This window comes from Burkholderia sp. MR1-5-21 (genome assembly GCF_053427715.1).
The window spans coordinates 349447-375655 of the sequence record NZ_JBSAXD010000003.1 but is presented as its reverse complement, the minus strand read 5'-3'; the positions used below and the strand labels follow the sequence as shown (position 1 = coordinate 375655).

Below are 26209 nucleotides of genomic sequence, written 5' to 3'. Positions count from 1 at the left end.
GAAAGTACGGGGGAAACCCCGCTCTTTTCGGGCGATCGGATCACGGGCGGCGTCCCGATAATCGCACCGTGTCATTGTCCGCCCGCTCGTCCGAGCGGGTCAGTCGCCCCGCTCCGGAGAACCTCGACGCATGGATTCGCAGGCCAATTCGCTGATCAATCCCGACGCCCGCACGGGCCTCGCCAGCCCCGCGCCCGGCGCCGCTGCGGCCGCGGCGCTGCCGGGCGCAGGCGGCGCGGGCGCGGACTTCGGGATCGGCGGCTTCGCGGAACGGATTCCCGGCATCGCACGGATGAAGGGCAACCCGAAGCTGCCGCTCGTGATCGCCGCCGCGTTCGCGATCGCGGTGATCGTCGCGCTCGTGCTGTGGAGCCGCGCACCCGACTACCGCGTGCTGTACAGCAACCTGTCGGACCGCGACGGCGGTGCGATCATTGCCGCGCTCCAGCAGGCAAACGTTCCCTACAAGTTCGCGGACGCCGGCGGCGCGATCCTCGTGCCGGCGAACCAGGTCCACGAGACGCGCCTGAAGCTCGCGGCGATGGGGCTGCCCAAAGGCGGCTCGGTCGGCTTCGAGCTGATGGACAACCAGAAATTCGGCATCAGCCAGTTCGCCGAGCAGGTCAACTACCAGCGCGCGCTCGAAGGCGAGCTGCAGCGCACGATCGAATCGATCAACGCGGTGCGCGGCGCGCGCGTGCATCTCGCGATCCCGAAGCCGTCGGTGTTCGTGCGCGACCGCGAGGCGCCGACCGCGTCCGTGTTCGTCGACCTCTACCCGGGCCGCGTGCTCGACGAAGGCCAGGTGCAGGCCATCACGCGGATGGTCTCGTCCGGCGTGCCCGACATGCCCGCGAAGAACGTGACGATCGTCGACCAGGACGGCAACCTGCTGACCCAGCCGGCGTCCGCGACCGGCCTCGACGCGAGCCAGCTCAAGTACGTGCAGCAGGTCGAGCGCAACACGCAGAAGCGCATCGACGCGATCCTCGCGCCGATCTTCGGCGCCGGCAACGCGCGCTCGCAGGTGAGCGCCGACGTCGATTTCTCGAAGATCGAGCAGACCTCGGAAAGCTACGGCCCGAACGGCGTGCCGCAGCAGGCCGCGATCCGCAGCCAGCAGACCAGCACCGCGACCGAGCTGTCGCAAGGCGGCGCATCGGGCGTGCCGGGTGCGCTGTCGAACACGCCGCCGCAGCCGGCGTCCGCGCCGATCGTCGCGGGCAACGGCCCGAACGCGCCGCAGGCGACGCCCGTCAGCGACCGCAAGGACCAGACGACCAACTACGAGCTCGACAAGACGATCCGCCACCTCGAGCAGCCGATGGGCAGCGTGAAGCGGCTGTCGGTCGCGGTCGTCGTCAACTACCAGCCGGTCGCCGATGCGAAGGGCCACGTGACGATGCAGCCGCTGCCCCCCGCGAAGCTCGCGCAGGTCGAGCAGCTCGTGAAGGACGCGATGGGCTACGACGCGAAGCGCGGCGATTCGGTGAACGTCGTCAACAGCACGTTCTCGACCGCGACCGATCCGTACGCCGACCTGCCGTGGTGGCGCCAGCCCGACGTGATCGAAATGGCGAAGGAAGCCGCGAAATGGCTCGGCATCGCGGCGGCCGCGGCGGCGCTCTACTTCATGTTCGTGCGCCCGGCGATGCGCCGCGCGTTCCCGCCGCCGGAGCCGGTCGCGCCGTCGCTGCCGGCGCCCGACGATCCGGTCATGCTCGACGGCCTGCCCGCGCCGGAGAAGGAAGCCGACGAAACCGACGCGCTGCTGCTCGGCTTCGAAAGCGAGAAGAACCGCTACGAACGCAACCTCGAATACGCGCGCACGATCGCGCGCCAGGATCCGAAGATCGTCGCAACCGTCGTGAAAAACTGGGTGTCCGATGAACGCTGAAGGCTTGACCAAGAGCGCGCTGCTGCTGATGTCGATCGGCGAGGAAGAGGCCGCGCAGGTATTCAGGTTCCTCGCGCCGCGCGAGGTGCAGAAGATCGGCGCGGCGATGGCCGCGCTGCGCAACGTCACGCGCGAGCAGGTCGAGGACGTGCTGCAGGAGTTCGCGAAGGAAGCCGAGCAGCACACCGCGCTGTCGCTCGATTCGAACGAGTACATCCGCTCGGTGCTGACGAAGGCGCTCGGCGAGGACAAGGCCAGCGTGCTGATCGACCGGATCCTGCAGGGCAGCGACACGAGCGGCATCGAAGGCCTGAAGTGGATGGATTCGGGCGCGGTCGCCGAGCTGATCAAGAACGAGCACCCGCAGATCATCGCGACGATCCTCGTGCACCTCGACCGCGACCAGGCGTCCGAGATCGCGTCGTGCTTCACCGAGCGGCTGCGCAACGACGTGCTGCTGCGGATCGCGACGCTCGACGGCATCCAGCCGGCCGCGCTGCGCGAGCTCGACGACGTGCTGACGGGCCTGCTATCCGGCAGCGACAACCTGAAGCGCGCGCCGATGGGCGGCATCCGCACCGCGGCCGAGATCCTGAACTTCATGACGAGCATCCACGAGGAAGGCGTGCTCGAGAGCGTCCGCCAGTACGATCCGGAGCTCGCGCAGAAGATCGTCGACCAGATGTTCGTGTTCGAGAACCTGCTCGACCTCGAGGACCGCGCGATCCAGATGGTGCTCAAGGAAGTCGAGTCGGAGACGCTGATCATCGCGCTGAAGGGCGCGCCGCCCGCGCTGCGCCAGAAGTTCCTCGCGAACATGTCGCAGCGCGCGGCCGAACTGCTCGCCGAGGATCTCGACGCGCGCGGCCCGGTGCGCGTGTCCGAAGTCGAGACGCAGCAGCGCCGCATCCTGCAGATCGTGCGCAACCTCGCCGAGAACGGCCAGATCGTGCTCGGCGGCAAGGCGGAAGACGCGTATGTCTGATCCGGCGAGCGACCGCGCGGGCGGCATGACCGCGTACCAGCGCTGGGAGATGGCGTCGTTCGACCCGCCGCCTCCCCCGCCGCCGCCCGACGACGCGGCCGCGGCCGCCGCCGCGCTCGCCGCGGAGCTGCAGCGCGTGCGCGACGCCGCGCATGCGGAGGGCCTGTCGACCGGCCATGTCGAAGGCCAGGCGCACGGCTACCAGGCCGGCCACGAGCAAGGCTATCAACAGGGATTCGAGGCCGGCCAGGCCGAAGCGCGCGCGCAGGCCGCGCAACTCGCGGCGCTCGCCGCGTCGTTTCGCGAAGCGATTGCCACCGCCGAGCACGACCTCGCATCGGACGTCACGCAGCTCGCGCTCGACATCGCGCAGCAGGTCGTGTGCCAGCACGTGAAGCACGATCCCGCCGCGCTCGTCGCCGCGGTGCGCGACGTGCTCGCGGCCGAACCCGCGCTGTCCGGCGCGCCGACCCTCGCGGTGCATCCGGCCGACCTGCCGGTCATCGAGGCGTACCTGCAGGAAGAACTCGACGCGCTCGGCTGGAGCGTGCGCACCGACGCGGCGATCGAGCGCGGCGGCTGCCGCGCGCACGCGGCCACCGGCGAAGTCGACGCGACGCTGCCGACCCGCTGGCAGCGCGTCGCCGCCGCAATCGGCAAGGTGAGCGCATGGTGACGCGCACGCCCGAATCGTTCGCGCACGACGGGATGACGCCGCTCGAGCGCGAACTCGCGCTTGCGTCGTACGGCCCCGAAGCCCTGCAAGCCGCACAAGCCACACAAGCCGCTCACCACGCGCACGACGCGCGGCCGGCCGCCGCAGCCGACGCGCTGCGCGCGCCGCACAATCCGCATCTCGCGCACTGGCGTTCGCACCTGAACGCGCTTTCCGCGCGCAGCCATCGCGCGCTGCCGCTGCGGCCGTGCGGCCGCCTGACGCGCGCGGCGGGCCTCGTGCTCGAAACGATCGGGCTGCGCCTGTCGGTCGGCGCCGAATGCACGATCGAACTGCCGCCCGGCAGCACGCTGCCGCATGCGGAGGCGGAAGTCGTCGGCTTCTCCGGCGACCGCCTGTTCCTGATGCCGACCACCGATGTCGCGGGCGTGCTGCCCGGCGCACGCGTATGGCCGCGCGAAAGCGCGCCGGTCGCGGATCCGCTCGCGGGCGCGAAGCGGCTGCCGGTCGGCTGGGACATGCTCGGGCGCGTCGTCGACGCATCGGGCCGGCCGCTCGACGGCCTGGGCCCGCTGACGTCGAAGGTCGACGCGCCGCTCACCGCACCGTCGATCAACCCGCTCGACCGCGAGCCGATCCATCACGTGCTCGACGTCGGCGTGCGCGCGATCAACGCGCTCCTCACCGTCGGCCGCGGCCAGCGGATGGGGCTGTTCGCAGGCTCCGGCGTCGGCAAGTCGGTGCTGCTCGGCACGATGGCGCGCTACACGAGCGCCGAGGTGATCGTGATCGGGCTGATCGGCGAGCGCGGCCGCGAAGTGAAGGAATTCATCGAGCAGATTCTCGGCGAGGACGGCCTCGCGCGCTCGGTCGTCGTCGCGGCGCCGGCCGACGTGTCGCCGCTGCTGCGGATGCAGGGCGCCGCATACGCGACGTCGCTCGCCGAATATTTCCGCGACCAGGGCAAGCACGTGCTGCTGCTGATGGATTCGCTGACCCGCTACGCGATGGCGCAGCGCGAGATCGCACTCGCGATCGGCGAGCCGCCCGCGACCAAGGGCTATCCGCCGTCGGTGTTCGCGAAGCTGCCCGCGCTCGTCGAGCGCACCGGCAACGGGCCGGAAGGCGGCGGCTCGATCACCGCGTTCTACACGGTGCTGACCGAAGGCGACGACCAGCAGGACCCGATCGCCGATTCGGCGCGCGCGATCCTCGACGGCCACATCGTGCTGTCGCGCGCGCTCGCGGAAGCCGGCCACTATCCGGCGATCGACATCGAGGCGTCGATCAGCCGCGCGATGACCGCGCTGATCGACGAGCCGCATCTCGACCGCGTGCGCCAGTTCAAGCAGATGCTGTCGCGCTACCAGCGCAACCGAGACCTGATCGCGGTGGGCGCCTACGCGCCGGGCCGCGACGCGCAGCTCGATCGCGCGATCGCGCTCTATCCGCGCATCGAGTCGTTCCTGCAGCAGGGCTTTCGCGAATGCGCACCGTTCGCGTCGAGCCTCGCCGGGCTCGATGCGCTGTTCGACATTCACGGAGGCTGACACCGATGGCCCAAGGCTTTCCGCTGCAGATCCTGCTCGACCGCGCGCAGGAAAACCTCGACGACGCGACCCGGCAGCTCGGCGTCGCGCAGCGCGACCGCACCGCGGCCGCGGACCAGCTCGACGCGCTGCTGCGCTACCGCGACGAGTATCACGCGCGCTTCGCGCAATCCGCGCAGCAGGGGATGCCCGCCGGCAACTGGCGGAATTTCCAGGCGTTCCTCGACACGCTCGACGCGGCGATCGCGCAGCAGCGCCGCGTGCTGGCCGCCGCCGAAGCGCGCATCGACGAGGCACGCCCGCACTGGCAGCAGCAGAAGCGTACCGTCGGCTCGTACGAGATCCTGCAGGCGCGCGGCGTCGCACAGCAAGCGCAGCGCGACGCGAAGCGCGAACAGCGCGACGCCGACGAGCATGCCGCGAAGGTGCTGCGGATGCGGGCCGACGCGGCCAAATCTGCTTGATTGCTCAGCGCCGCTCACTGAACACGCACGAGAGAACGCCATGCCTTCCCTGTCCCTGCTCGGCTCGCTGATCGATACGGCCGCTTCCGCGCTCAAGGGCGCCCGCAAGACCGACGCGTCCGACACGTCCGCGTCGAACGGCGCGACCGCCGCGCCGCTGCCGTTCGCGCGCACGCTCAAGCAGACCGTCGCGACGCAGCGCGCGTCGGCCGCGGCGAATGCATCCGATCCGTCCTCCGTTGCACCGTCGCGGCACGCGGTGGCTGCCGCCGCGATGTCGAAAGCCGCCGACGACACGAAGTCATCCGACCCGTCCGACGACAAGACCGCGACCGTCAACCCGGACGCGGCTGCGCTCGCCGCCGCGGCGGCCGTGCAGGCGCAGTTGCAGGCACGCCCCGACGGCACGGCTGCGACGACGGACGCGGCGAACGCGGCGATCGCGATGGCCACCACCAGCACCACGGCCACGACGGGCACCACCGCCACGACGGCCACAACGGACACGCCGTCCGCCGATACGCTCACGCACGCCGGCGACGCGGCGTCGGCCGCCGGCACGAACGCAACGGGATCGCCTCGCGACGCGCTGCACGCGGCGCTCGAAAAACTCACCGGCGGCACGAACGCCGTCGCGCTGCCGGCCAGTGGCGCGGCAACGCCGCAGCAGACTGCGGCGACCACCGCAGCGCCGCTGGCGCCGAAGGTGCCGACCTTCGACAAGACGCTCGCGGACGCGAAGGGCACGCTCGCGGCGAACCCGGCGCAAGCGCAGACACCGACGCCGGCCGCACCATCGCTGCAGGCCGAAGCCGCCGCGAAAGCCGATCCGGCAGCCGGCGCGACGCACGCGCTCGCGGCGACGCAGGATGTCGCCGATCCGGCCCACGCCGCGCTCGCCGCCGCGACGGCCGCCGCCCAGCCCACGCTGCAGACGACGCCGGCGGCCGCCAACGTCGCCGCCGCGAACGCGAACGTGCTCGCCCCGCACGTCGGCACCGCGGACTGGACGGACGCGTTGAGCCAGAAGGTCGTGTTCCTGTCGAACGCGCACCAGCAGAGCGCCGAGCTGACGCTCAATCCGCCGGACCTCGGCCCGCTGCAGGTCGTGCTGCGGGTCGCCGACAATCATGCGCATGCGCTGTTCGTGTCGCAGCACGCGCAGGTGCGCGATGCAGTCGAAGCCGCGCTGCCGAAGCTGCGCGACGCGATGGAAGCGGGCGGTCTCGGTCTCGGCAGCGCGACCGTCAGCGACGGCGGCTTCGCGTCGCAACAGCAGAACCCGCAGCAGACGTTCGCCGGCGGACAAGCGCCGCGGCGCGGGAACGCCGCACCGTCAGGCGGCGACGCACCGCTCGACGCCGCGCCATCCGCTGCGGCCGGCGCGACCGTGACCCGCGCCGGCCTCGTCGATACGTTTGCCTGAGCATTGGCAGCTCACCGGCCGTGCACTGCGGCCGCCTGCCCGCGCGGCGCACCGGCCTTGCGCGCCGCGACGATGAACTCCGCCGCGCGCTCGCCGATCATCACGGACGGCGCATTCGTGTTGCCGCCGATCAGCGTCGGCATCACCGACGCATCCACGACGCGCAAGCCTTCGACACCGCGCACGCGCAGTTGCGGATCGACGACCGCGCGCGCGTCCGTACCCATCCGGCAGGTGCCGACCGGGTGATAGATCGTGTCGGCATGCGCGACGATCGTCGCGCGCAGTTCGGCGTCCGTCTGGTCCGGCCGCGTGTACAGCTCGCGACCGCCTTGCGACGCGAGCGGCGCCTGCGACAGGATGCGGCGCATCGCGTGCGCGCCGCGCACGAGCAGGTCGAGATCGCGCGTGTCGCTGAAGAAGCGCGGATCGATCAGCGGCGCGTCGCGCGCATCGCCGCTCGCGAGGGCCACCGTGCCGCGGCTGAACGGCCGCAGCGCGCACACGTGCAGCGAATAGCCGAATCCCCAGTGCATCTTGCGGTTGTGATCGTCGACGAGCGCCGTGCAGAAATGCAGCTGCAGATCCGGCCGGTCGAGTGACGGATCGCTCTTGATGAAGCCGCCCGCCTCCGCGACGTTGCTCGTCATCATCCCCGTGCGGCTCGAGAAGTAGCGCGCGATCGCGGGCGTCATCTTCGCGACCCCGCGCAAGCAGACGCCGACCAGTTCCGACGAATTCACGCGCGTGTTGATGATGAAGTCGATGTGGTCGATCAGGTTCGCGCCGACGTCCGGCGCGTCCTGCACGACCGCGATGCCATGCCGGCGCAGCTGGTCGGCCGGGCCGATGCCCGAGCACATCAGCAGTTGCGGCGAGTTGAACGCGCCGGCCGACACGATCACTTCGGCACGCGCGCCGAGCGTCTCGACCCGCCCGTTGCGCGACACCGCGACACCGACCGCGCGCTTGCCGTCGAAGCCGACGCGCAGCACCGTCGCATCCGTGATCACGTGCAGGTTCGGCCGGTTGCGGCCGTACAGGTAGGCGCGCGCGACGCTGCAGCGCGCGCCGTCGCGATGCGTGACCTGGTAGAAGCCGACGCCTTCCTGCGTCGCGCCGTTGAAATCGTCGTTCAGCGGATAGCCGGCCGCGTGCGCGGCCTGGATGAATCGTTCGGAGAACGGATTGCGAAAGCGCAGATCGGACACCGTGAGCGGGCCGTCCGCGCCGTGCCATTCGTCCGCGCCGCGCTGGTTGCCTTCCGCGCGCCGGAAGTACGGCAGCACGTCCTGCCAGCCCCAGCCCGTCGCGCCGAGTTCGGCCCATTCGTCGTAGTCGCGCGGATGGCCGCGCGTGTAGATCATCGCGTTGATCGCGCTCGAGCCGCCCATCCCGCGCCCGCGCGGCTGGTAGCCGCGGCGGCCGCCGAGGCCCGGCTGCGGCACGGTCTCGTAGCCGTAGTTGGTGCCGAGCTTGAGCGGCACGAGCGCCGCGATGCCGACCGGCATGTTGACGAGCAGGTTGCGCTCCGTGTGCGAGCCCGCCTCGATCAGCGCGATCGTCGCGTCGGGACACGCGTCGGCGAGCCGGCCCGCGAGGCTCGCGCCGCCGGACCCCGCGCCGACGATGATGTAGTCGTATTGCATGCATGTCTCCTTCATGTCATGAATGGCGCCCGGCGCGGCCGTGCGGCCCGAATTTTGATCTTCTAGTGTTCGCGCATTGTAGGAATGGCCGCCGCGCACGCGGCGCGCCGATTCAAGAGCGATTCCTCTAAACGCGCGCGTGAACTAAATTTAAGATGCGTGGATTCGCTTGGCGCGACGCACCCGGCCGCCAGAAGCCGATCTGTCGCGAAATGGGAGAGACACTGATGCAGCGACACGTTCTGCAGGCCGCGTGCCGACCGGGTCTTCCGGCCGCGCCACCCCTGCCCCGCATTTCGTTTCAAACGGCGACCGTCGCGCGCGCATGCGCGGCGATGCGCGCCGTGCACGGGATTCGAACGGCACCGGCGTCGTCCCCGCGTTTGGAACGCGCGCCGGCGGCGGCATCCGACCGGCCGGGCATCGCGGCCGCGCTCGTGCCACGATGCAGCGCGCCGGTGCACGCAGCGACGCTTGCCGCACCGTTTCGCCACGCCGTCTTGCGCGATACAACGCAGCGCGAACGCGCGTTGGGCGCCGCGTCATGCGCTGCTTCCGCCGATGCAAAGCGTCGCGCGGATGCGACGCTCGAACGCCATCGGCGCGCTATCGGACACACGATCCGACGCAGCGAAGCGGCCGCTCACGGATCGACACCTCGGGCCGACACCCTGGCCTGCGCCGTACGGAATTCCGCTTCGATCGGCGGTACGCCGCCCCACCCGATCCGCCACGCCGCGCTCGTCGAGCGGGCGCCTGCGGCCTGACTGCTGGCCGATGCGCCACGCTCAACTGGAGAGGACGCCATGAAGAACGACCTGCCCGAATTCGCCGCGTTGACGTCGCTGCTGCACGACCAGCGCGCCGCGTACCTGCGCGCACCGTATCCCGACTGGGACACGCGCGCGAAACATCTGCGCGCGCTGCGCACGATGCTGATCGACAACGCCGACGCGCTTGCCGACGCGATCAGCGCGGACTTCGGCCATCGCGCGAAGCAGGAGGTGCTGCTGTCGGAAATCTGGATGGCGAAGGAAGAGATCGACGACGCGCTGAAGCACGGCAAGCGCTGGATGAAGCCGATCCGCAAGCCGATGAACAAGTGGCTGCGCCCCGCGCGCGCGAAGGTGATTCCGCAGCCGCTCGGCGTGGTCGGGATCGTCGTGCCGTGGAACTACCCGGTGCTGCTCGCGGCCGGCCCGCTGATCTGCGCGCTCGCGGCCGGCAACCGCGCAATCGTCAAGATGTCCGAACTGACGCCGCGCACGTCCGCGCTGTTCGAGCAGCTGATCGCGAAGACCTTCTCACGCGATCACGTGGCAGTCGTGAACGGCGACGCGGAAATCGGCGCCGCGTTCAGCTCGCTGCCGTTCGACCACCTGCTGTTCACCGGTTCGACGCAAGTGGGGCGGCACGTGATGCGCGCAGCCGCCGACAACCTCACCCCCGTCACGCTCGAACTCGGCGGCAAGTCGCCCGCGATCGTCGGGCCGAACGCGCGCTTCGATGCGGCTGTCGACGCGATCGTCGCGGGCAAGACGCTGAACGCCGGCCAGACCTGCATCGCACCCGACTACGTGCTGCTGCCGCGCGGGATGGAAGCGGCCTTCATCGAGCGCGCGCGGGCGCGGCTCGCGAAGATGTACCCGGATTTCGCGCGCAACGCCGATTACACGACGATCGTGTCCGATCGCCATTTTGCGCGGCTGCAGCAACTCGCGAGCGACGCGCAGGCGGCCGGCGCAGAGGTGCATCCGCTTGCCGACGCAACGTCCGATCCCGCGTCGCGCCGCTTCGTGCCGTGCGCGCTCACGCACGTGAATGCCGGATCGCAGCTGATGCAGGAAGAAATCTTCGGACCGCTGCTGCCGCTCGTGCCGTACGAACGGCTCGACGAAGCGATCGCCTACGTGAATGCGCGGCCGCGCCCGCTCGCGCTGTACCTGTTCGACGAAGACGGCGGCACCGTCGATCGCGTGATGCGCGAAACGGTGTCGGGCGGCGTGTCGGTCAACGAGACGCTGATGCACATCGCGTGCGGCAGCCTGCCGTTCGGCGGCGTCGGTTCGAGCGGGATGGGCGCGTATCACGGCTACGACGGCTTCGTGACGTTCTCGAAGATGAAGCCGGTGCTCACGCAGGCGCGCCTGAATGCGCGCAACCTGCTCGCGCCGCCGTACGGCAAGCGCTTCGCCGCGCTGATCAAGCTGATGCTGAAGTTCTGAGCGACGCGGGCCGCGCGCCCGCATCGCGAAGGTCTCACGGTGCCGTGCGGCACCGGGCGCGCGTCGTCACGTGCCGGCGCGCATCTGTCACACGGGCCAGAGCGGCCCTTCCTGCATCGCGCCGATCTGCTCGCGCAACTCGAGCACGCGCTCTTCCCAGTAACGATGCGTGTTGAACCACGGGAACGCGGCCGGAAACGCGGGGTCGTCCCAGCGCCGCGCGAGCCACGCCGCGTAGTGGATCAGCCGCAGCGTGCGCAGCGCTTCGACCAGATGCAGTTCGCGCGGCTCGAATTCGCAGAAATCCTCGTAGCCGGCGAGCAGATCCGCGAGCGCGCGCGACGCGCCGGCGCGATCGCCGGGCAGCAGCAGCCACAGATCCTGGATCGCGGGCGCCATCCGGCTGTCGTCGAAGTCGACGAAGTGCGGCCCCGCATCGGTCCATAGCACGTTGCTCGGATGGCAGTCGCCATGCGTGCGCAACAGGCGGAGCTCGCCCGCGCGCTCGAACGCGGCCTCGACGCCTTCGAGCGCGAGTGCGACCGCCGCTTCATAGGCAGGCCGCACGTCGTGCGGAATGAAATCGTGCGCGAGCAGGTAGTCGCGCGGCTCGTAGCCGAACGTGCGGATGTCGAGCACGGGCCGGGCCGCATAGGGTTCGGTCGCGCCGACCGCATGAATGCGGCCGATGAAGCGGCCGAGCCATTCGAGCGTGTCGCGATTGTCGAGCTCGGGCGCGCGGCCGCCGCGCCGCTCGAAAATCGAGAATCGGAAGCCGTCGAACGCATGCAGCGTGCGGCCGTCGAATGCGCGCGCCGGCACCGCCGGAATCTCGCGCGCGGCGAGTTCGGCGACGAACGCATGTTCTTCGAGGATCGCGTCGTCCGACCAGCGCGCGGGGCGATAGAACTTCGCGACGATCGGCGGACCGTCTTCGATGCCGGCCTGATAGACGCGGTTTTCGTAGCTGTTGAGGGCGAGCAGGCGCCCGTCGGTGCGCAGGCCGGCCGGCATCAGCACGCTGTCGAGCGCGTCGAGCACGCATTCGGGCGTGAGGCCGGCAAACGGCGGCCCGGCAGGAGAAGCGGGAGCGGTGGTGACTTCGTTCATGCCGCGCATTGTGCCGCCAGCCGGGCCGAAAGACGAGCGTTGGGTGCGGCGGGCCCGCTCAATGCAGCGCCGCGCCGGCCGGCAGCACGGATTCGCCGGTGTCGATCAGGTCCTCGAGAAAGAACGGCTCGGTGTTGAGTTCCTTCGACTCGCCCGGTACGCCCGCGTACCAGGTCACCATCGCCATGTCGCCCAGGATGCGCTGGACGATGCCGCGTGCGCCCTTCGGCACGGCGATATGGGTAGTGCAGACAATCGACCCGACATGCATGATGTTTCCCCACTCTTGATTCTTGAAACCCGGCCACACCGCACGGCCGGCAAATGCACGACACGCACGCCGCTTGCATGGCGGTCGCGCGTATCTCATTGTTCCCGGTTTATCGAAGCGCGAAAAGAAGAAGAAGCGGGCAAAGTGCCGCGATTTCGTCGAATGTCTCCAATCAACCACTGCGCCGCCCGCGCGCTTGCCCGGTCGACACCCCCATCATACCCTGTCGAATGTGACCGGCCGCCGAACCGGGCCGGCCGGCTCCGGCGCACGCGAATCCCGCAACCGGCGTATCGTTGGTCCTTCGCCGTGTTGTCTGGAGATTCTGCGTGACCGCTCGTCCAGGAACGACGCCCTCCGTGTCGTCCACGCCCTTGCCTTCGCCCTCGTCCACACCCTTGTCCGCACCCGTTTCCGGCACGTATCTCGAACGCGGCTCGCGCAGTTACTGGCGTGCAAGCCTCGCGCTGCTGTTCGCGGGCTTTGCGACGTTCTCGCTGCTCTACTACGTGCAGCCGTTGTTGCCCGAATTCTCGAACACGTTCGGCGTGAGCCCTGCGCAGAGCAGCCTCGCGCTGTCGTTCACGACCGCCGCGCTCGCGCTCGCCGTGTTCGTCGCGGGCTTCGTCTCCGAAGGCCTGAGCCGCCACCGGCTGATGACTGCATCGCTGACGCTCGCGTCGCTGCTGACGCTCGTCGCCGCGTGTGCGCCGCACTGGCACCAGATGCTCGTGCTGCGCACGCTCACCGGGCTCGCGCTCGGCGGCGTGCCCGCGGTCGGGATGGCGTATCTCGCCGAGGAAGTGCATCCGGACGGGCTCGGCCTCGCGATGGGCCTGTACGTCGGCGGCAACGCGATCGGCGGAATGTCCGGACGCGTGATCGCAGGCGTGCTCGCCGACCTGTTCACGTGGCACATCGCGGTCGGCACGATCGGCGTGCTCGGGCTCGCGTCGGCGCTCGCGTTCCGCGCGCTGCTGCCGCCGTCGCGCCACTTCACGCCGAGCCGCGGCCTCGGGTTCGCGCAGCATCGCGCGGCGCTCGCGCGGCACCTCACCGGCCGCCGCGAACTGCCGGTGCTGTTCGCGCTCGCCTTCATCCTGATGGGCGGCTTCGTCACGCTGTACAACTACATCGGCTACCGGCTGCTTGCGCCGCCCTATTCGATGAACCAGGCGACGATCGGCGCCATCTTCGTCGTCTACCTCGCCGGCGTCGTCGCGTCGCCGTGGTCCGGCCGCACCGCGGATGCGCTCGGCCGCGGCCGCGTGCTGATCGCGAGCGTCTGCATCATGCTGGCGGGCGTCGCGCTGACGCTGCTGCATCCGGTCGCCGCGATCGCGCTCGGCATCGCATGCGTGACGTTCGGCTTCTTCGCCGGCCATTCGACCGCGAGCGGCTGGGTCGGCCGCCTCGCGACGCAAGGCAAGGGCCAGGCCGCCGCGCTTTACCTGCTGTCGTACTACCTCGGCTCCAGCGTCGTCGGATCGCTCGGCGGCCGATTCTGGAGCACGAGCGGCTGGCCAGGTGTCGCCGGCCTCGTCGCCGCGCTGCTCGGCGCCGGCCTGATCGCGACGCTGTGGCTGCGCGCGCGCGAACGCGCGGGTGATGCATGACACGAGCGGCATGACACAGGCGGCATGACCCAGGTTGCATGACACAACACGCAAGGCACTCGACGTCGGCCCGACGGTTGCCATGCCCGCCGTTCATGCGTTACCTTTGACGCTCGTTCGCTTTCAACCGCATTCCGCCGCGATGCCTCCGTTCACGCACACCGTTTCGATATCCCGGCCGCCGCTCGACGCGCGGCCCGCGGCGTGCGCGCATCCTGCGGCGCCTCCTCCCCCTGTCGCACCGCCGCTCGTCGGCGCGGCGCCGCCGCCTCCGGCGGCTCGCGTCGGCTGACTGCCGGCTCCGGTTTCCGCTTCCATTCGCCTGCCTGCCATTCGTGCGTCGTCACGCACGGCGCGGCACGCGCGCGCATGGAACGTTCTCATCCGTTCGACAGGTGGACTCACATGGTTTCGTTCAAACGCGCGCTCGCCGCGCATGGGGCGACGTCGCTTTTCGTGCTGCTCTGGAGCAGCGGGGCGATCTTCGCCGAACTCGGTCTGCGGCATGCATCCGCGTTCGTCTTCCTCACCGCGCGCTTCGCGCTCGCGTCGCTCGTGCTGCTGGCGCTGGCCGCCGCACGCGGACGCTGGCTGCCCGCGCGCGGTGAGCGGCGCATCGCGGCCGTCACCGGGCTGCTGCTGATGGGAGGCTATTCGATCTTCTATCTGCTCGCGCTCGAACGCGGGATCGCGCCCGGCATCCTCGCGACGATCCTCGGCGTACAGCCGATCCTCACGCTCGCGATCGTCGAGCGGCGCTGGCAGCCTGCGCGCATCGCGGGGCTCGGGCTCGCGCTCGCCGGGCTCGCGCTGATCGTCTGCCGCGGCACCGGCGGCACGGCGATGCCGGTTGCGGGAATCGCCTGCGCGCTCACTGCCCTCGTCGCGCTGACGGCCGGTGCGCTGCTGCAGAAGCGCGTGCGCTCGGCGCCGGCCGATGTGCTGCCGTTGCAGAACGCGATCGGGCTCGCGCTGTGCGCGGCGATCGTGCCGTTCCGGCCGATCGCGTTCGATACGACGTGGGCGTTCGTGGTGCCGTTGCTGTGGCTCGGCATCGTGATCTCGGTCATCGCACAGCTGCTGTTCTATCGCCTGATGCAGCGCGGCGATCTCGTCAACGTGACGAGCCTGTTCTATCTCGTGCCCGTCGTCACCGCGCTGATGGATGCTGCCTGGCTCGGCAACCGTCCCGAACCGCTCGCGCTGGCCGGCATGGGCGCGATCGTCGCGGGGCTCGCGCTCGTGTTTCGCGCACCCGCCGGTCGTACGTGACTGCACGTGACCGCACGTGACGACAGGTGACCGGGCGCGCCGCCGGCCGGCGACGGCGGGCGGCCCGCCGGCCAAGCCTGCGAACAGGTCGCGGCACAAGCGTCATCGAAAGCAGCGGGAAAGCAACGCGCAAGGCGATCGTCGCGATTGCACCTGAAATCGGCATTTCCTTGCGTTTTCCGCTGCTTTTTTAATGGTTCGGATAGCGAAAAACGCGTGGCCGTTACCTATACTCGAATTGACCGCCCTTCCTTCAATCGGGTCGGATCAAGACGAGTGCGCGTTGGCATGGGACCCGAGTACGAAGCATGGGATCGGAGCAACTGCCAGGCGCCACCTCGAATCGACATGGGAGACACGCATGACCACCTATTTCACGATCGGTGACTTCATCCTGCTGATTCCGATGGCGCTCGCCGGTGCGCTGTTCCTCGGTGCCGTGCCGTGTGCGACCAATTTCCGCCACAACGTGCTGCGCGTGCTCGGCGCGATGCTCGGCGTCGGCGTCGCGTTGCTGCTGGTCGAAGGACTGCCCGCGCTGATCTAGCGACGCATCCGACAACGCCGTTGCTCAGCAGCGGCGGACAGTCACTCGGCGTGATGCGGCGGCGCCATCGCACACCGCATCGCACGGCGCATCCCGCTCCGGTCAGATCGCCTGATCGGTGGACGGCCTTTCCCAAAGATTGATGCCGCCTTCCGTCGCGTATCGATCGATCTCCGCGAGTTCCTCTGCCGAGAATTCGAGGTTCTTCAGCGCCCCGACGTTTTCGCACACCTGTTCCGCGCGGCTCGCGCCGATCAGCGCGGACGTCACGCGACCGTTGCGCAGCACCCACGCGAGCGCCATCTGCGCAAGGCTTTGCCCGCGCCGCTGTGCAATCGCGTCGAGCCTGCGCACTTGCTCGAGGTTCTCCGCGCTCAGATGCCCTTCCTTCAGCGAGCCGCCGCCCGGCTTGTTCACGCGCGCGTCGGCCGGCACGCCGTTCAGGTACTTCGACGTCAGCAGCCCTTGCGCGAGCGGCGTAAACGCGATGCTGCCGGTGCCGATATCGTCGAGCGTGTCGAGCAGTTCGGATTCGACCCAGCGGTTCAGCAGGTTGTACGACGGCTGGTGGATCAGCAGCGGCACCTTGTATTCGGCCAGCAACGCGGCCATTTCACGCGTCTTCGCCGCCGAATATGACGAAATGCCGATGTACAGTGCCTTGCCCTGCTGCACGGCGGAAGCGAGCGCGCCGGCCGTTTCCTCGAGCGGCGTATGCGCGTCGAAGCGGTGCGAATAGAAGATGTCGACGTAGTCGAGCCCCATCCGCCGAAGGCTCTGGTCGAGGCTCGCGAGCACGTACTTGCGCGAACCGCCGCCGCTGCCATACGGCCCCGGCCACATGTCCCAGCCGGCCTTCGTCGAGATCAGCAGTTCGTCGCGATACGGCCTGAAGTCCTCTTTCAGCAGCCGGCCGAAGTTGATTTCGGCGCTGCCGTACGGCGGCCCGTAGTTGTTCGCGAGGTCGAAATGGTTGATGCCGAGATCGAACGCGGTACGCAGGATCTCGCGCTGCGTCGCGATCGGCGTCGTATCGCCGAAGTTGTGCCACAGGCCGAGCGACAGGGCGGGCAGTTTGAGCCCGGATTTGCCGCAGGTGCGGTATTGCATGCCGGCGTAACGTTCGGAAGCTGCTTCGTAAGCCATGAGTATTCCCGTCAGGACGTCGATGGAGCGCGCCGGCCGCACATGGGGTGCGGCGGCGGCGAAGGAGGCGCAGGACGGATATGGTAGCGAACGCGGCGCACCGGCGCACGACGATGGACGCGGCCGCGCCGCTCGCCTACACTGCGGCGTCTCGAATCACCGTTTCAGCGAGGTTGGTATGTCCCGGGTCATCTCGGTTGCGCTGCTCGTCGGCGGCGTCGTGCTGCTGTATTTCGGCGGGCAGTCGTTCCATTCGATCAACGACAACGTGTCGCGCTTCTTCACCGGTTCGCCGGCCACGAAGACGATCCTGCTGATCGCGGGCGGCGTCGTCGCGTCGCTGATCGGCCTGATCGGCCTGTCGATGCCGGGCGGCAAGCGCTGACGCATCGATCCGGCGCGGTGCGATCGGTCCGCGCAACAAGCAAAACGGGCGGCCGAGCCGCCCGTTTCCGGATTCATCTGATCTGTCCAGGCAATCCTAGAACCGCACTTCCGGTTTCGCCGCCGAACGCGTGCCCGCAATGGGCCGGTTGCTTTCGCCGTGATACGTGTACACGAGCGAGAACTTCACCTGATCCGAACGGTTCTGGCCCGCCGAATGCAACGTGTTGCAATGGAAGAACACGACGTCGCCGGCATTGAGCGGCGGGCACGTCGCCGCGTCGATCATCCTCCGGTTCTCCGGCAGGTCGCTGCGGAAGAACTTCGCGTCGTCGAACGCTTCCGGCCCGAATTCGGCGGTATGCGAGCCCGGCACCAGCCACAACGCGCCGTTCTCGTTCGTTTCCGGCCCCAGTGCGAGCCACGCCGACACCATGTCCGACCGATCGAACGCCCAGTAGCGAAAATCCCGGTGCCAGCCCGTGAGGCTGCCGTACGCGGGATGCTTCGTCATCATGCAGTTGTGATGCGCGCGCGACAGCACGGGCTGCTCGCCGAAGTATTCGCGCATCCACGCCGCGATTTCCGGCGCGATCGCGCGCTCGGCGAACGCCGGATCGCGCGCATACGCGTCGAGCAGGCGCCGCACCGTGTGACCGCCGGGCGCATGCTTCGACTCGGGCGCCCCCGGATAGCGCAGGTCGGCCTCGAACTCGACCGGCTGCGCCGCTTCCTGCAACTGGCGCTCGGCGATGCGCTTCAGCGTCGCGCACTGCTCCGCGCCGACAAGGCCGCGCGCGACGACGAAGCCGCGTTCGCGCAGTTCTGCAACCTGCGCGCGAATCGATTCCGACTGCAAAGAAGACATGGGACGCTCGGTGTATTTTTTGTGAACGTCTGGATTGTAAAACGGCGCCGGATGGCACGCGAAGCACCAACGTCGTGCGCAGGGAATTGCAGGCCGGCGATTTGATCCTGCTCAAGGGAACTGTGCGCCGCCGCGCGTGCCTCAGCGACAGGCGGTATGCAGCGATTGCCTTGCGGCACGAGGGTTATCCGCGACTTTTGCCCGTCACGAAAGCCCGGTAGCCTGTTGCGGCCTGTCAGTTTTGGCGGGCGCGGCGCGCAGCGACATTGGGTACCATGCGTTGCGTCATCCGAGGCCGTTACATACCAGTGCGTTCGACAAGGGCGCCATCATTTCAAGCGAAGCATCGTTCACATGCCATTCCGTCTGTCTTCCCGTCTCAGCCGCGCTGCCAAGCGCGTCGTGCCGTCCGCTCCCCTTCGCCCGCTGCGCCATCACCGCGCGCGTGCGCAGGCGCTCGCCGAGCAGACGCAGCCGCACGCCCGGCTCGACGGCATCCGCGCGTGGTTCCACGCGTTCTTCTCGATGGTGAGCACGCAGGCGTTCGTGCGCCGCGCCGGCCTGCGCTCGCTGCTGCAGAAGCCGTCGTCGCTGCGCGCGCTCGCGCTGCGTCGCGCGAGCGGCCCGCAGCGCCGGATCAACCGCCCGCGGCGGCTGGCGGCCAGCGACGGCTGGTTCGCGTTCGCCGCGCGCTGATCGCGCAGCGGGCCGCGCCCGCGCTGCCCGCGTGACCCCGCGTTACCATTTGCGGCCGTAAAAAAACCCCGGCATTGCCGGGGTTTTTTGTTTCGAGCGGCGAACGCTTACGCGACGCGCACTGCCGGCTCCACGCCGGCCGCTTCGGCCAGCGCGAGCGCCTTGTCGGTCGCTTCCCACGAGAATTCCGGCTCTTCGCGGCCGAAGTGGCCGTAGGCCGCCGTCTTCTCGTAGATCGGGCGCAGCAGGTCGAGCATCTTGATGATGCCCTTCGGACGCAGGTCGAAGTGTTCGCGGACGAGCTTCGTGATCGTCGCGTCCGACACGCGGCCCGTGCCGAAAGTGTTGACCATCACCGAGGTCGGCTCGGCGACGCCGATCGCGTACGACACCTGGATCAGCGCGCGCGACGCGAGGCCGGCCGCGACGATGTTCTTCGCAACGTAACGGCCTGCGTACGCGGCCGAACGGTCGACCTTCGACGGATCCTTGCCCGAGAACGCGCCGCCGCCGTGCGGCGCCGCGCCGCCGTACGTATCGACGATGATCTTGCGCCCCGTCAGGCCGCAGTCGCCCTGCGGGCCGCCGATCACGAACCGGCCGGTCGGGTTCACGAGGAACTTGATGTCGCCCTTGATCAGGTCGGCCGGCAGCGTCGGCTTGATGATTTCCTCGATCACGGCCTCGCGCAGCGCGGACAGTTCGATGTCCGGCGCGTGCTGGGTCGACAGCACGACGGTGTCGATCGAATCCGGCTTGCCGTCGACGTAGCGGACCGTCACCTGCGACTTCGCGTCCGGGCGCAGCCAGGGCAGGCGGCCGTCGCGGCGCAGGCTGGCCTGGCGCTCGACGAGGCGGTGCGACAGGTAGATCGGCAGCGGCATCAGTTCCGGCGTTTCGTCGCACGCGTAACCGAACATCAGGCCCTGGTCGCCCGCGCCCTGGTCGAGGTTGTCGTCATGCGCGCGATCGACGCCCTGCGCGATGTCCGGCGACTGCTTGTCGTATGCGACGAGCACCGCGCAGCCCTTGTAGTCGATGCCGTAGTCGGTGTTGTCGTAGCCGATGCGCTTGATCGTGTCGCGCGCGATCTGGATGTAATCGATGTTGGCCGTCGTGGTGATTTCACCGGCCAGAACGACGAGACCCGTGTTGCACAGCGTTTCGGCGGCAACGCGGGAGTATTTGTCCTGCTCGAGGATGGCGTCGAGAATCGCGTCCGAGATTTGGTCCGCGACCTTGTCCGGATGGCCTTCGGAGACGGATTCGGACGTGAAGAGATAATCGTTTGCCACTTGTTCAGGCTCCTTTGTGGTTACGGGTGGTATCACGTAGCCAGCTTCTATCAGCCTGAAGCGGCGACGCTTTAGCGGATTACCAGTACCGGGCAGCGCGCATCGCGCCAGCCGGCTTCGCCCCGCAAGTTGTCAGTTAACTCGGCGAAGCCCGTATTATAGCGGCTTTCCAGAATTGTCACAGAGCGCCGCCCGTGCCGCACTTTCCGCTGTCTTTCAACCCCATTTGCAACGTGCCGGCTGACCGGATTCACGGAGGCCGCGCATGCTAGGCCGCCTCGGCACGCTTCTCGCCATCGGCTTCCTGAAGCTGCTCGCGCGCTTGCCGTACGGCCTGACCGCGCGCCTCGGCGACGGCCTCGGCTGGCTGCTCTACCAGATCCCCAGCGGGCGAAAGCGCATCGTACACACCAACCTGAAACTCTGCTTCCCGGACTGGAGCGACGAACGCCGCGAGGAAGTCGCCGGCCAGCACTTCCGGCATGCGATCCGCAGCTATGTCGAGCGCAGCTACCAATGGTTCGCGTCGGAGGAGACCTATCGCAAGCTGTTCACGGTCGACAGCGAGATCGATCTCACCGATCCCGACATGCCGCCGACCCTGCTGCTCGGTTTCCACTTCGTCGGCATCGAGGCCGGCTCGATGGCGATCAATCTCGCGCTCGAGCGCATGTGCGGCTCGCTCTACACGCCGATGAAGAACCCCGAGATCGAGGCTGCGGCCAAGGCCGGCCGCAGCCGCTTCGGCGCGGAGCTGGCGAGCCGGGCCGACAGTGCGCGCGTCGTGCTGCGCTGGCTGCGCGATCGCAAGCCGGTGATGCTCGGCGCCGACATGGACTACGGGATGCGCAATTCGACGTTCGTGCCGTTCTTCGGCGTGCCGGCCTGCACGCTGACGGCCGTCGGCCGCTTCGCGCAGGTCGGGCACGCGCAGGTCGTGCCGTTCATCGGCGAGGTGCTGCCGAACTACAAGGGCTATCGGCTGAAGGTATTCAAGCCGTGGGACAACTACCCGACCGGCGACGACGATCTCGACGCGCGCCGGATGAACGAATTCCTCGAAGAGCAGATTCCGCTGATGCCCGAGCAGTATTACTGGGTCCACAAGCGATTCAAGACCCGCCCGCCGGGCGAGCCGAGCCTTTACTGAGCCGCGGCGCACCGCCGGCCGCGCGCGTTGCAACGAAGGCGCGACGGCACGACGCAGGCACGGCCGTCAGACGGCGCGCGCCAGCGCGCGCTTCACGTTTGGCGCGCCCTTCGCGCGCGCCTGCCACAGATCGTACGCGGCCTGCTGCGCGAGCCAGAGATCCGCGCGCCCGCCGTTCTCCTCGCCGAGCCACGCTTCGAGGCGCAGCGCCATTTCCGGCGAGATTCCGGCATGGCCGTGCAGGATGCGCGACAGCGCCGCGCGCGTCACGCCGAGCTGGGCCGCGGCTTCGGTCACGGTCAGGCCGAGCGCGGGCAGCACGTCGTCGCGCAGCGTTTCGCCCGGATGGGGCGGATTGGACATGCGAGTCATGGCGTTGAATCACCTCAGTGGTAGTCCTGGTAGTCGACCAGAACGGCATCGGGCCCTTCGAACCTGAACGTCAGGCGCCAGTTGCCGTTGACGCTCACCGCGTAGTGGCCCTCCAGCCCGCCGGCCAGCTCGTGGAAGCGCCAGCCGGGCACGTTCATGTCGAGCGGCTGGCTCGCCACGTCGAGACCGGCAAGCTGGCGCCGCAGCCTTGGAGCATGATCGGGCCGAATGCCCGCCTTGCTCCCGTTCATGAAAAACGCTTCCAGCCCCTTGTGCTGCCATGACTTGATCATGGGCCTCCCACACTCGAGTCGCGATGTCGACGGCATGGTCTGCTGAGCGTATAGCCACACTATACGAATCGCCTGATTGAGTTGTCAATTTGACCGGTACGAAAACGCGCGTCCGGTTCATCCCGTGCGTTCACTGCGCTCGAACCCGCGTCGCAGGATTCGTCCGCCGCGACGACGCCCGCCACGCCGAACCATCTCAATCTGCCCGTCTGCCGCTCACGCAACCAGTCGACCGATCGACAGATGCCGCCCCCGTTCACCTGCGCAAGCGGGCGCGAAACGCCTGCCCGCACGGGACGCCCATGACGGCTGCATGTATCATTCGCGATTGAGATCAGCACGACGAAACGGCCGTCCGGCATGACGCCGCCCCGACCGCGCCGCGCTGACCCCTTGTTCGCCATGGAATTCCGGTACCAGTGAAACTCTCGTTCACCAAGATGCACGGCGCGGGCAACGACTTCGTCGTGCTCGACGGCTACTCCCGCGCGCTGCCGCCGCTCACCGAAGCGCAGGTGCGCGCGCTCGCCAACCGCCACTTCGGGATCGGCGCCGACCAGTTGCTGGTCGTCGAGAAGCCGACCGTCGACGGCGCGGACTTCAAGTACCGGATCTTCAATTGCGACGGCGGCGAGGTCGAACACTGCGGCAACGGCGCGCGCTGCTTCGTCAAGTTCGTGCGCGACCGGCGCCTCACCGACAAGCGCAGCGTGCGCGTCGAAGTGATGAAGGGCCTGATCACGCTGACGATGCAGGACAACGGCGAGGTCGTCGTCGACATGGGCGCGCCCGTGTTCGCGCCGGTGCTCGTGCCGTTCGACGCGACGGGCCTCGACGGCCGCGCGGACGGCCGCGACACGCTGTGGCCGCTCGACGTGAACGGCGCAACGCGCTGGATCTCGACCGTGTCGATGGGCAACCCGCACGCGGTGCAGGTGGTCGACGACACCGAAGCGTACCCGGTGCTCGCCGAAGGCCCGCTGATCGAACGTCACGCGCGCTTTCCGCAGCGGGTCAACGCCGGCTTCATGCAGATCGTGTCGCGCCACGAAGTGAAGCTGCGCGTCTACGAACGCGGCGCAGGCGAGACGCTCGCATGCGGCACCGGCGCGTGCGCGGCGGTCGCGGCCGGCATCCGGCGCGGCCTGCTCGACACGCCGGTGACCGTGCACACCCACGGCGGCACGCTGACGATCGGCTGGGACGGCGCGCGCGACGAGGCCGCCCCGCTGCTGATGGCGGGGCCCGCCACGACCGTGTTCGAAGGCGAGATCGACCTGGCCGCCTGACCCATTCATTGTCCTGATTGAACGCTCCCGTCCCATGAACGATCGCGAAGTCGCCGACTACCTGCTCGCCAACCCCGAATTCTTCGCACGGCACGCCGAACTGCTGGCCACGATCCGCCTCGCGAACCCGCACGGCAAGGCGGCGATCTCGCTGCAGGAGCGGCAGATGGAGATGCTGCGCGACAAGAACAAGCATCTCGAGCGCCGGCTCGCCGAGCTCGTGCGCTACGGCCACGAGAACGACAGCCTGTCCGCGAAGTTCAGCCGCTGGACCGCGCGCGTGATCGCCGAGCGCGATCCGTACGCACTGCCGCGCACGATCGCGGACGGCCTCGCCGACGTGTTCGACGTGCCGCAGACCGCGCTGCGCGTATGGGACGTCGCCGACACGTACTCGCAGGCCGACTTCGCGCGCCAGGTCGGTGAAGAGGTGCGCCTCTTCACGAACGGGCTCTCGACGCCATACTGCGGCGCGAACACGGGCTTCGAGGCCGCCCAGTGGCTCGCGCCCGCGATCGCCGCGTCCGCGAACGCGACGGACGGCGGCGACGCGGCCCCGGCCGGCGACGGCTCGGCCGCATCGGTCGCGCTGCTCGCGCTGCGCGCGCCGCAGGCCGGCGCCGACACGCCCGCGTTCGGGCTGCTCGTGCTCGGCTCGCCGGACCCGCGCCGTTTCCACGACGGGATGGCGACCGACTTCCTCGCGCAGATCGCGACGCTCGCCAGCGCCGCGCTGACGCGCCTGCTGCCGCACTGATCCGCACGCCGCATCCCATGACCGACGATCCGATCGCCGCGTACCTGTCGAACCTGAAGCACGTCAGGAAGCTGTCGGATCACACGCTGCGCGCGTACACGCACGAACTCGACGAACTGAAGAAGCTCGCCGCGGGCCGCGCGCTCGAAGCGCTGACCGCGACCGACATGCGCGGCGCGGTCGCCCGCGCGCACGCGGGCGGCCTGTCCGCTCGCTCGATTTCGCACCGGCTGTCCGCGTGGCGCGCGTTCTATCGCTGGCTCGCGCAGCGCATCGAGCTTCCCGCGAACCCGGTCGCCGCGGTGCGTGCGCCGAAGCGCGCGAAGACGCTGCCGAAGGCGCTGTCCGTCGACCATGCGGCGGCGCTGATGGACGCGCCGCTGCCCGCCACGACCGAAGGCATCCGCGACCACGCGATCCTCGAGCTGTTCTACTCGTCCGGCCTGCGCCTTGCCGAGCTGATCGGGCTCGACGTGACGTACGCACAGGCAGACGGCTACCGCTCGACCGGCTGGCTCGACCTCGCGGAAGCCGAAGTCACCGTGCGCGGCAAGGGCAACAAGGAGCGCAAGGTGCCGGTCGGCCGCAAGGCGATCGACGCGCTGAACGCGTGGCTCGCGGTGCGCGACGCGTTCGTGAAGCACGACCCGCATCCGCTGTTCCTGTCGGTGCGCGGCAACCGGATGTCGCCGGGTGTCGTGCGCGAACGCGTGAAGCGCGCGGCGCTCACCGCGGGCATTCCGGCGCACGTCCACCCGCACGTGCTGCGCCACTCGTTCGCGACGCACGTGCTGCAATCGAGCGGCGACCTGCGCGCGGTGCAGGAGCTGCTCGGCCATGCGAGCGTCGCCGCAACGCAGGTGTATACGTCGCTCGACTTCCAGCACCTCGCGAAGATTTACGACAGCGCGCACCCGCGCGCGAAGAAGCGCGACTGACGCGCGCTTTCCGTTCTGACCTGCCGCGCCCGATGACCGGACGAAGTCCCCGCGGGACGCGGCCCATTTCGATCAAGCCATGCAAACCGTCACACTCAAACCGTCGAAGGACAAATCGCTGCTGCGCCGTCATCCGTGGATCTATGCCAACGCGATCGACCGCGTCGACGGCAAGCCCGCACCCGGCGCGACCGTCGTCGTGCGCGCGCACGACGGCCGCTTCCTCGCGCGCGGCGCGTACAGCCCGCAGTCGCAGATCCGCGTGCGCGTGTGGAGCTTCGACGAGAACGAGCCGATCGACCACGCGTTCTTCAAGCGGCGCGTGCAGCGCGCGGTCGCGCACCGTCAGACGATGGTCGCCGGCACCGGCGCGGTGCGGCTCGTGTTCGGCGAGGCCGACGGGCTGCCGGGGCTGATCGTCGATCACTACGTCGAGGACTCGGGCGCCGCATCGCCGCGCGGCCAGCTCGTCTGCCAGTTCATGGCCGCGGGCGTCGAAGCGTGGAAGGACGCGATCGTCGCCGCGCTCGTCGGCGCGACCGGCTGCCCGAACGTCTACGAGCGCTCGGACGTGTCGATCCGCGACAAGGAAGGCCTCGAGCAGACGACCGGCGTGCTTGCCGGCGACGCGCCGCCCGCGACGCTGATCTCGAACGAGAACGGCGTGCGCTACCACGTCGACGTACCGAACGGCCACAAGACCGGCTTCTACATCGACCAGCGCGACAACCGTGCGCTCGTCGCGCAGTATGCGCACGAGCGCGACGTGCTGAACTGCTTCTGCTACACGGGCGGCTTCTCGCTCGCGGCGCTGAAGGGCGGCGCGAAACGCGTCGTGTCGATCGATTCGTCGGGCGATGCGCTCGCGCTCGCGCAGCAGAACGTCACCGCGAACGGCTTCGACCCGGCGCGCGCGACCTGGCTCGACGCCGACGCGTTCAAGACGCTGCGCCGCCTCGTCGACGAAGGCGAGCGCTTCGACCTGATCGTGCTCGATCCGCCGAAGTTCGCGCCGACGCGCGACAGCGTCGATCGCGCCGCGCGCGCGTACAAGGACATCAACCTGAGCGGCTTCAGGCTGCTGCGTCCGGGCGGCCTGCTGTTCACCTATTCGTGCTCGGGCGCGATCGACATGGACCTGTTCCAGAAGATCGTTGCGGGCGCGGCCGCCGACGCGAAGGTCGACGCGCGGATCCTGAAGCGGCTCGGCGCGGGCGTCGATCACCCGCTGCTCGCCGCATTCCCGGAAGGCGAATATTTGAAGGGCCTGCTGTTGCAAATCGTCTGATCGCCCCGATATGGGCGGGCAACCGCAGCTCGCCCGCTCGTCGCT

The 26209-nt window shown here is 69.1% G+C and carries 25 protein-coding genes; 17 read left to right on the top strand and 8 right to left on the bottom strand.

Annotation, left to right across the window (positions count from 1 at the left end):
• Positions 1 to 130 precede the first annotated feature (130 nt).
• The 6 genes from fliF to ACV229_RS06255 are packed head-to-tail and all read left to right on the top strand — an operon-like array spanning position 131 to position 6998.
• On the top strand, positions 131 to 1897 hold the full coding sequence (gene fliF, locus ACV229_RS06280; protein WP_448082245.1) for a flagellar basal-body MS-ring/collar protein FliF: 1767 nt from the start codon (positions 131 to 133) through the stop codon (positions 1895 to 1897).
• On the top strand, positions 1887 to 2882 hold the full coding sequence (fliG, locus tag ACV229_RS06275) for a flagellar motor switch protein FliG (RefSeq protein WP_448082244.1): 996 nt from the start codon (positions 1887 to 1889) through the stop codon (positions 2880 to 2882). The genes fliF and fliG overlap by 11 nt, the downstream gene beginning before the upstream one ends.
• Complete coding sequence (fliH, locus tag ACV229_RS06270; RefSeq protein WP_448082243.1) at positions 2875 to 3558, top strand: flagellar assembly protein FliH; 684 nt, start codon at positions 2875 to 2877, stop codon at positions 3556 to 3558. The genes fliG and fliH overlap by 8 nt, the downstream gene beginning before the upstream one ends.
• Positions 3552 to 5108 carry a flagellar protein export ATPase FliI gene (fliI, locus tag ACV229_RS06265; RefSeq protein ID WP_448082242.1) on the top strand — a complete coding sequence of 519 codons (1557 nt, stop codon included), beginning with the start codon at positions 3552 to 3554 and terminating at the stop codon, positions 5106 to 5108. The genes fliH and fliI overlap by 7 nt, the downstream gene beginning before the upstream one ends.
• A 5-nt stretch (positions 5109 to 5113) precedes the next feature.
• A complete protein-coding gene (gene fliJ / locus ACV229_RS06260; RefSeq protein ID WP_448082241.1) occupies positions 5114 to 5572 on the top strand; it encodes a flagellar export protein FliJ in 459 nt (152 codons plus the stop codon).
• Positions 5573 to 5612: 40 nt separating this feature from the next.
• Positions 5613 to 6998 carry a flagellar hook-length control protein FliK gene (locus ACV229_RS06255; RefSeq protein WP_448082240.1) on the top strand — a complete coding sequence of 462 codons (1386 nt, stop codon included), beginning with the start codon at positions 5613 to 5615 and terminating at the stop codon, positions 6996 to 6998.
• 11 nt (positions 6999 to 7009) lie between these two features.
• Here the strand turns inward: ACV229_RS06255 and ACV229_RS06250 are convergent, their stop codons facing one another.
• Positions 7010 to 8647, bottom strand: a complete 1638-nt coding sequence (locus ACV229_RS06250; RefSeq protein WP_448082239.1) for a GMC family oxidoreductase — start codon at positions 8645 to 8647, stop codon at positions 7010 to 7012.
• Positions 8648 to 9453: 806 nt separating this feature from the next.
• On the opposite strand from ACV229_RS06250, the gene ACV229_RS06245 reads away from it, so the two are divergent.
• Positions 9454 to 10872, top strand: coding sequence for a coniferyl aldehyde dehydrogenase (locus ACV229_RS06245; protein WP_448082238.1), 1419 nt, complete (start codon positions 9454 to 9456; stop codon positions 10870 to 10872).
• 87 nt (positions 10873 to 10959) lie between these two features.
• On the opposite strand, the gene ACV229_RS06240 is transcribed toward ACV229_RS06245, so the two are convergent.
• A complete protein-coding gene (locus tag ACV229_RS06240; protein WP_448082237.1) occupies positions 10960 to 11991 on the bottom strand; it encodes a serine/threonine protein kinase in 1032 nt (343 codons plus the stop codon).
• 49 nt (positions 11992 to 12040) lie between these two features.
• Complete coding sequence (locus ACV229_RS06235) at positions 12041 to 12253, bottom strand: hypothetical protein (RefSeq protein ID WP_004198969.1); 213 nt, start codon at positions 12251 to 12253, stop codon at positions 12041 to 12043.
• Positions 12254 to 12612: 359 nt separating this feature from the next.
• On the opposite strand from ACV229_RS06235, the gene ACV229_RS06230 reads away from it, so the two are divergent.
• The 3 genes from ACV229_RS06230 (at position 12613) to ACV229_RS06220 (ending at position 15688) form a co-directional block, all read left to right on the top strand.
• Complete coding sequence (locus ACV229_RS06230) at positions 12613 to 13869, top strand: MFS transporter (RefSeq protein ID WP_448082236.1); 1257 nt, start codon at positions 12613 to 12615, stop codon at positions 13867 to 13869.
• 405 nt (positions 13870 to 14274) lie between these two features.
• Positions 14275 to 15141: a DMT family transporter gene (locus ACV229_RS06225; protein WP_448082235.1), complete on the top strand. Its 867-nt coding sequence runs from the start codon at positions 14275 to 14277 to the stop codon at positions 15139 to 15141.
• 361 nt (positions 15142 to 15502) lie between these two features.
• A complete protein-coding gene (locus tag ACV229_RS06220) occupies positions 15503 to 15688 on the top strand; it encodes a hypothetical protein (protein WP_448082234.1) in 186 nt (61 codons plus the stop codon).
• A 102-nt stretch (positions 15689 to 15790) separates the two neighbouring features.
• Here the strand turns inward: ACV229_RS06220 and mgrA are convergent, their stop codons facing one another.
• The gene (gene mgrA / locus ACV229_RS06215) at positions 15791 to 16834 is read right to left on the bottom strand and encodes an L-glyceraldehyde 3-phosphate reductase (RefSeq protein ID WP_448082233.1); all 1044 of its coding nucleotides are present in this window, start codon (positions 16832 to 16834) and stop codon (positions 15791 to 15793) included.
• A 178-nt stretch (positions 16835 to 17012) separates the two neighbouring features.
• Here mgrA and ACV229_RS06210 point away from each other — a divergent pair, with 178 nt between their 5' ends.
• Positions 17013 to 17219, top strand: a complete 207-nt coding sequence (locus ACV229_RS06210; RefSeq protein ID WP_205799320.1) for a DUF3185 family protein — start codon at positions 17013 to 17015, stop codon at positions 17217 to 17219.
• Between the two features lie 96 nt (positions 17220 to 17315).
• Here the strand turns inward: ACV229_RS06210 and ACV229_RS06205 are convergent, their stop codons facing one another.
• Complete coding sequence (locus ACV229_RS06205) at positions 17316 to 18086, bottom strand: phytanoyl-CoA dioxygenase family protein (protein WP_448082232.1); 771 nt, start codon at positions 18084 to 18086, stop codon at positions 17316 to 17318.
• 354 nt (positions 18087 to 18440) lie between these two features.
• Here ACV229_RS06205 and ACV229_RS06200 point away from each other — a divergent pair, with 354 nt between their 5' ends.
• Entirely contained in the window at positions 18441 to 18782 is a 342-nt protein-coding gene (locus ACV229_RS06200; RefSeq protein ID WP_448082231.1) for a hypothetical protein, read from the top strand.
• 107 nt (positions 18783 to 18889) lie between these two features.
• Here the strand turns inward: ACV229_RS06200 and metK are convergent, their stop codons facing one another.
• Complete coding sequence (gene metK / locus ACV229_RS06195; protein WP_448082230.1) at positions 18890 to 20077, bottom strand: methionine adenosyltransferase; 1188 nt, start codon at positions 20075 to 20077, stop codon at positions 18890 to 18892.
• A 265-nt stretch (positions 20078 to 20342) separates the two neighbouring features.
• Between metK and ACV229_RS06190 the strand changes: the two genes are divergently transcribed.
• Complete coding sequence (locus tag ACV229_RS06190; protein WP_448082229.1) at positions 20343 to 21227, top strand: lipid A biosynthesis lauroyl acyltransferase; 885 nt, start codon at positions 20343 to 20345, stop codon at positions 21225 to 21227.
• Between the two features lie 66 nt (positions 21228 to 21293).
• Here the strand turns inward: ACV229_RS06190 and ACV229_RS06185 are convergent, their stop codons facing one another.
• Both ACV229_RS06185 and ACV229_RS06180 read right to left on the bottom strand, forming a co-directional pair.
• A complete protein-coding gene (locus tag ACV229_RS06185) occupies positions 21294 to 21599 on the bottom strand; it encodes a HigA family addiction module antitoxin (protein ID WP_448082228.1) in 306 nt (101 codons plus the stop codon).
• A gap of 14 nt (positions 21600 to 21613) precedes the next feature.
• Entirely contained in the window at positions 21614 to 21892 is a 279-nt protein-coding gene (locus ACV229_RS06180; RefSeq protein ID WP_448082227.1) for a type II toxin-antitoxin system RelE/ParE family toxin, read from the bottom strand.
• A gap of 419 nt (positions 21893 to 22311) precedes the next feature.
• Between ACV229_RS06180 and dapF the strand changes: the two genes are divergently transcribed.
• From dapF to ACV229_RS06160, 4 genes are all read left to right on the top strand, one after another.
• Positions 22312 to 23181, top strand: a complete 870-nt coding sequence (gene dapF, locus ACV229_RS06175; RefSeq protein WP_448082226.1) for a diaminopimelate epimerase — start codon at positions 22312 to 22314, stop codon at positions 23179 to 23181.
• A 34-nt stretch (positions 23182 to 23215) separates the two neighbouring features.
• Positions 23216 to 23938, top strand: coding sequence for a DUF484 family protein (locus ACV229_RS06170; RefSeq protein WP_448082225.1), 723 nt, complete (start codon positions 23216 to 23218; stop codon positions 23936 to 23938).
• Between the two features lie 17 nt (positions 23939 to 23955).
• Entirely contained in the window at positions 23956 to 24876 is a 921-nt protein-coding gene (gene xerC / locus ACV229_RS06165; protein WP_448082224.1) for a tyrosine recombinase XerC, read from the top strand.
• A gap of 79 nt (positions 24877 to 24955) precedes the next feature.
• Complete coding sequence (locus ACV229_RS06160) at positions 24956 to 26164, top strand: class I SAM-dependent rRNA methyltransferase (protein ID WP_448082223.1); 1209 nt, start codon at positions 24956 to 24958, stop codon at positions 26162 to 26164.
• The last annotated feature ends 45 nt before the right edge of the window (positions 26165 to 26209 follow it).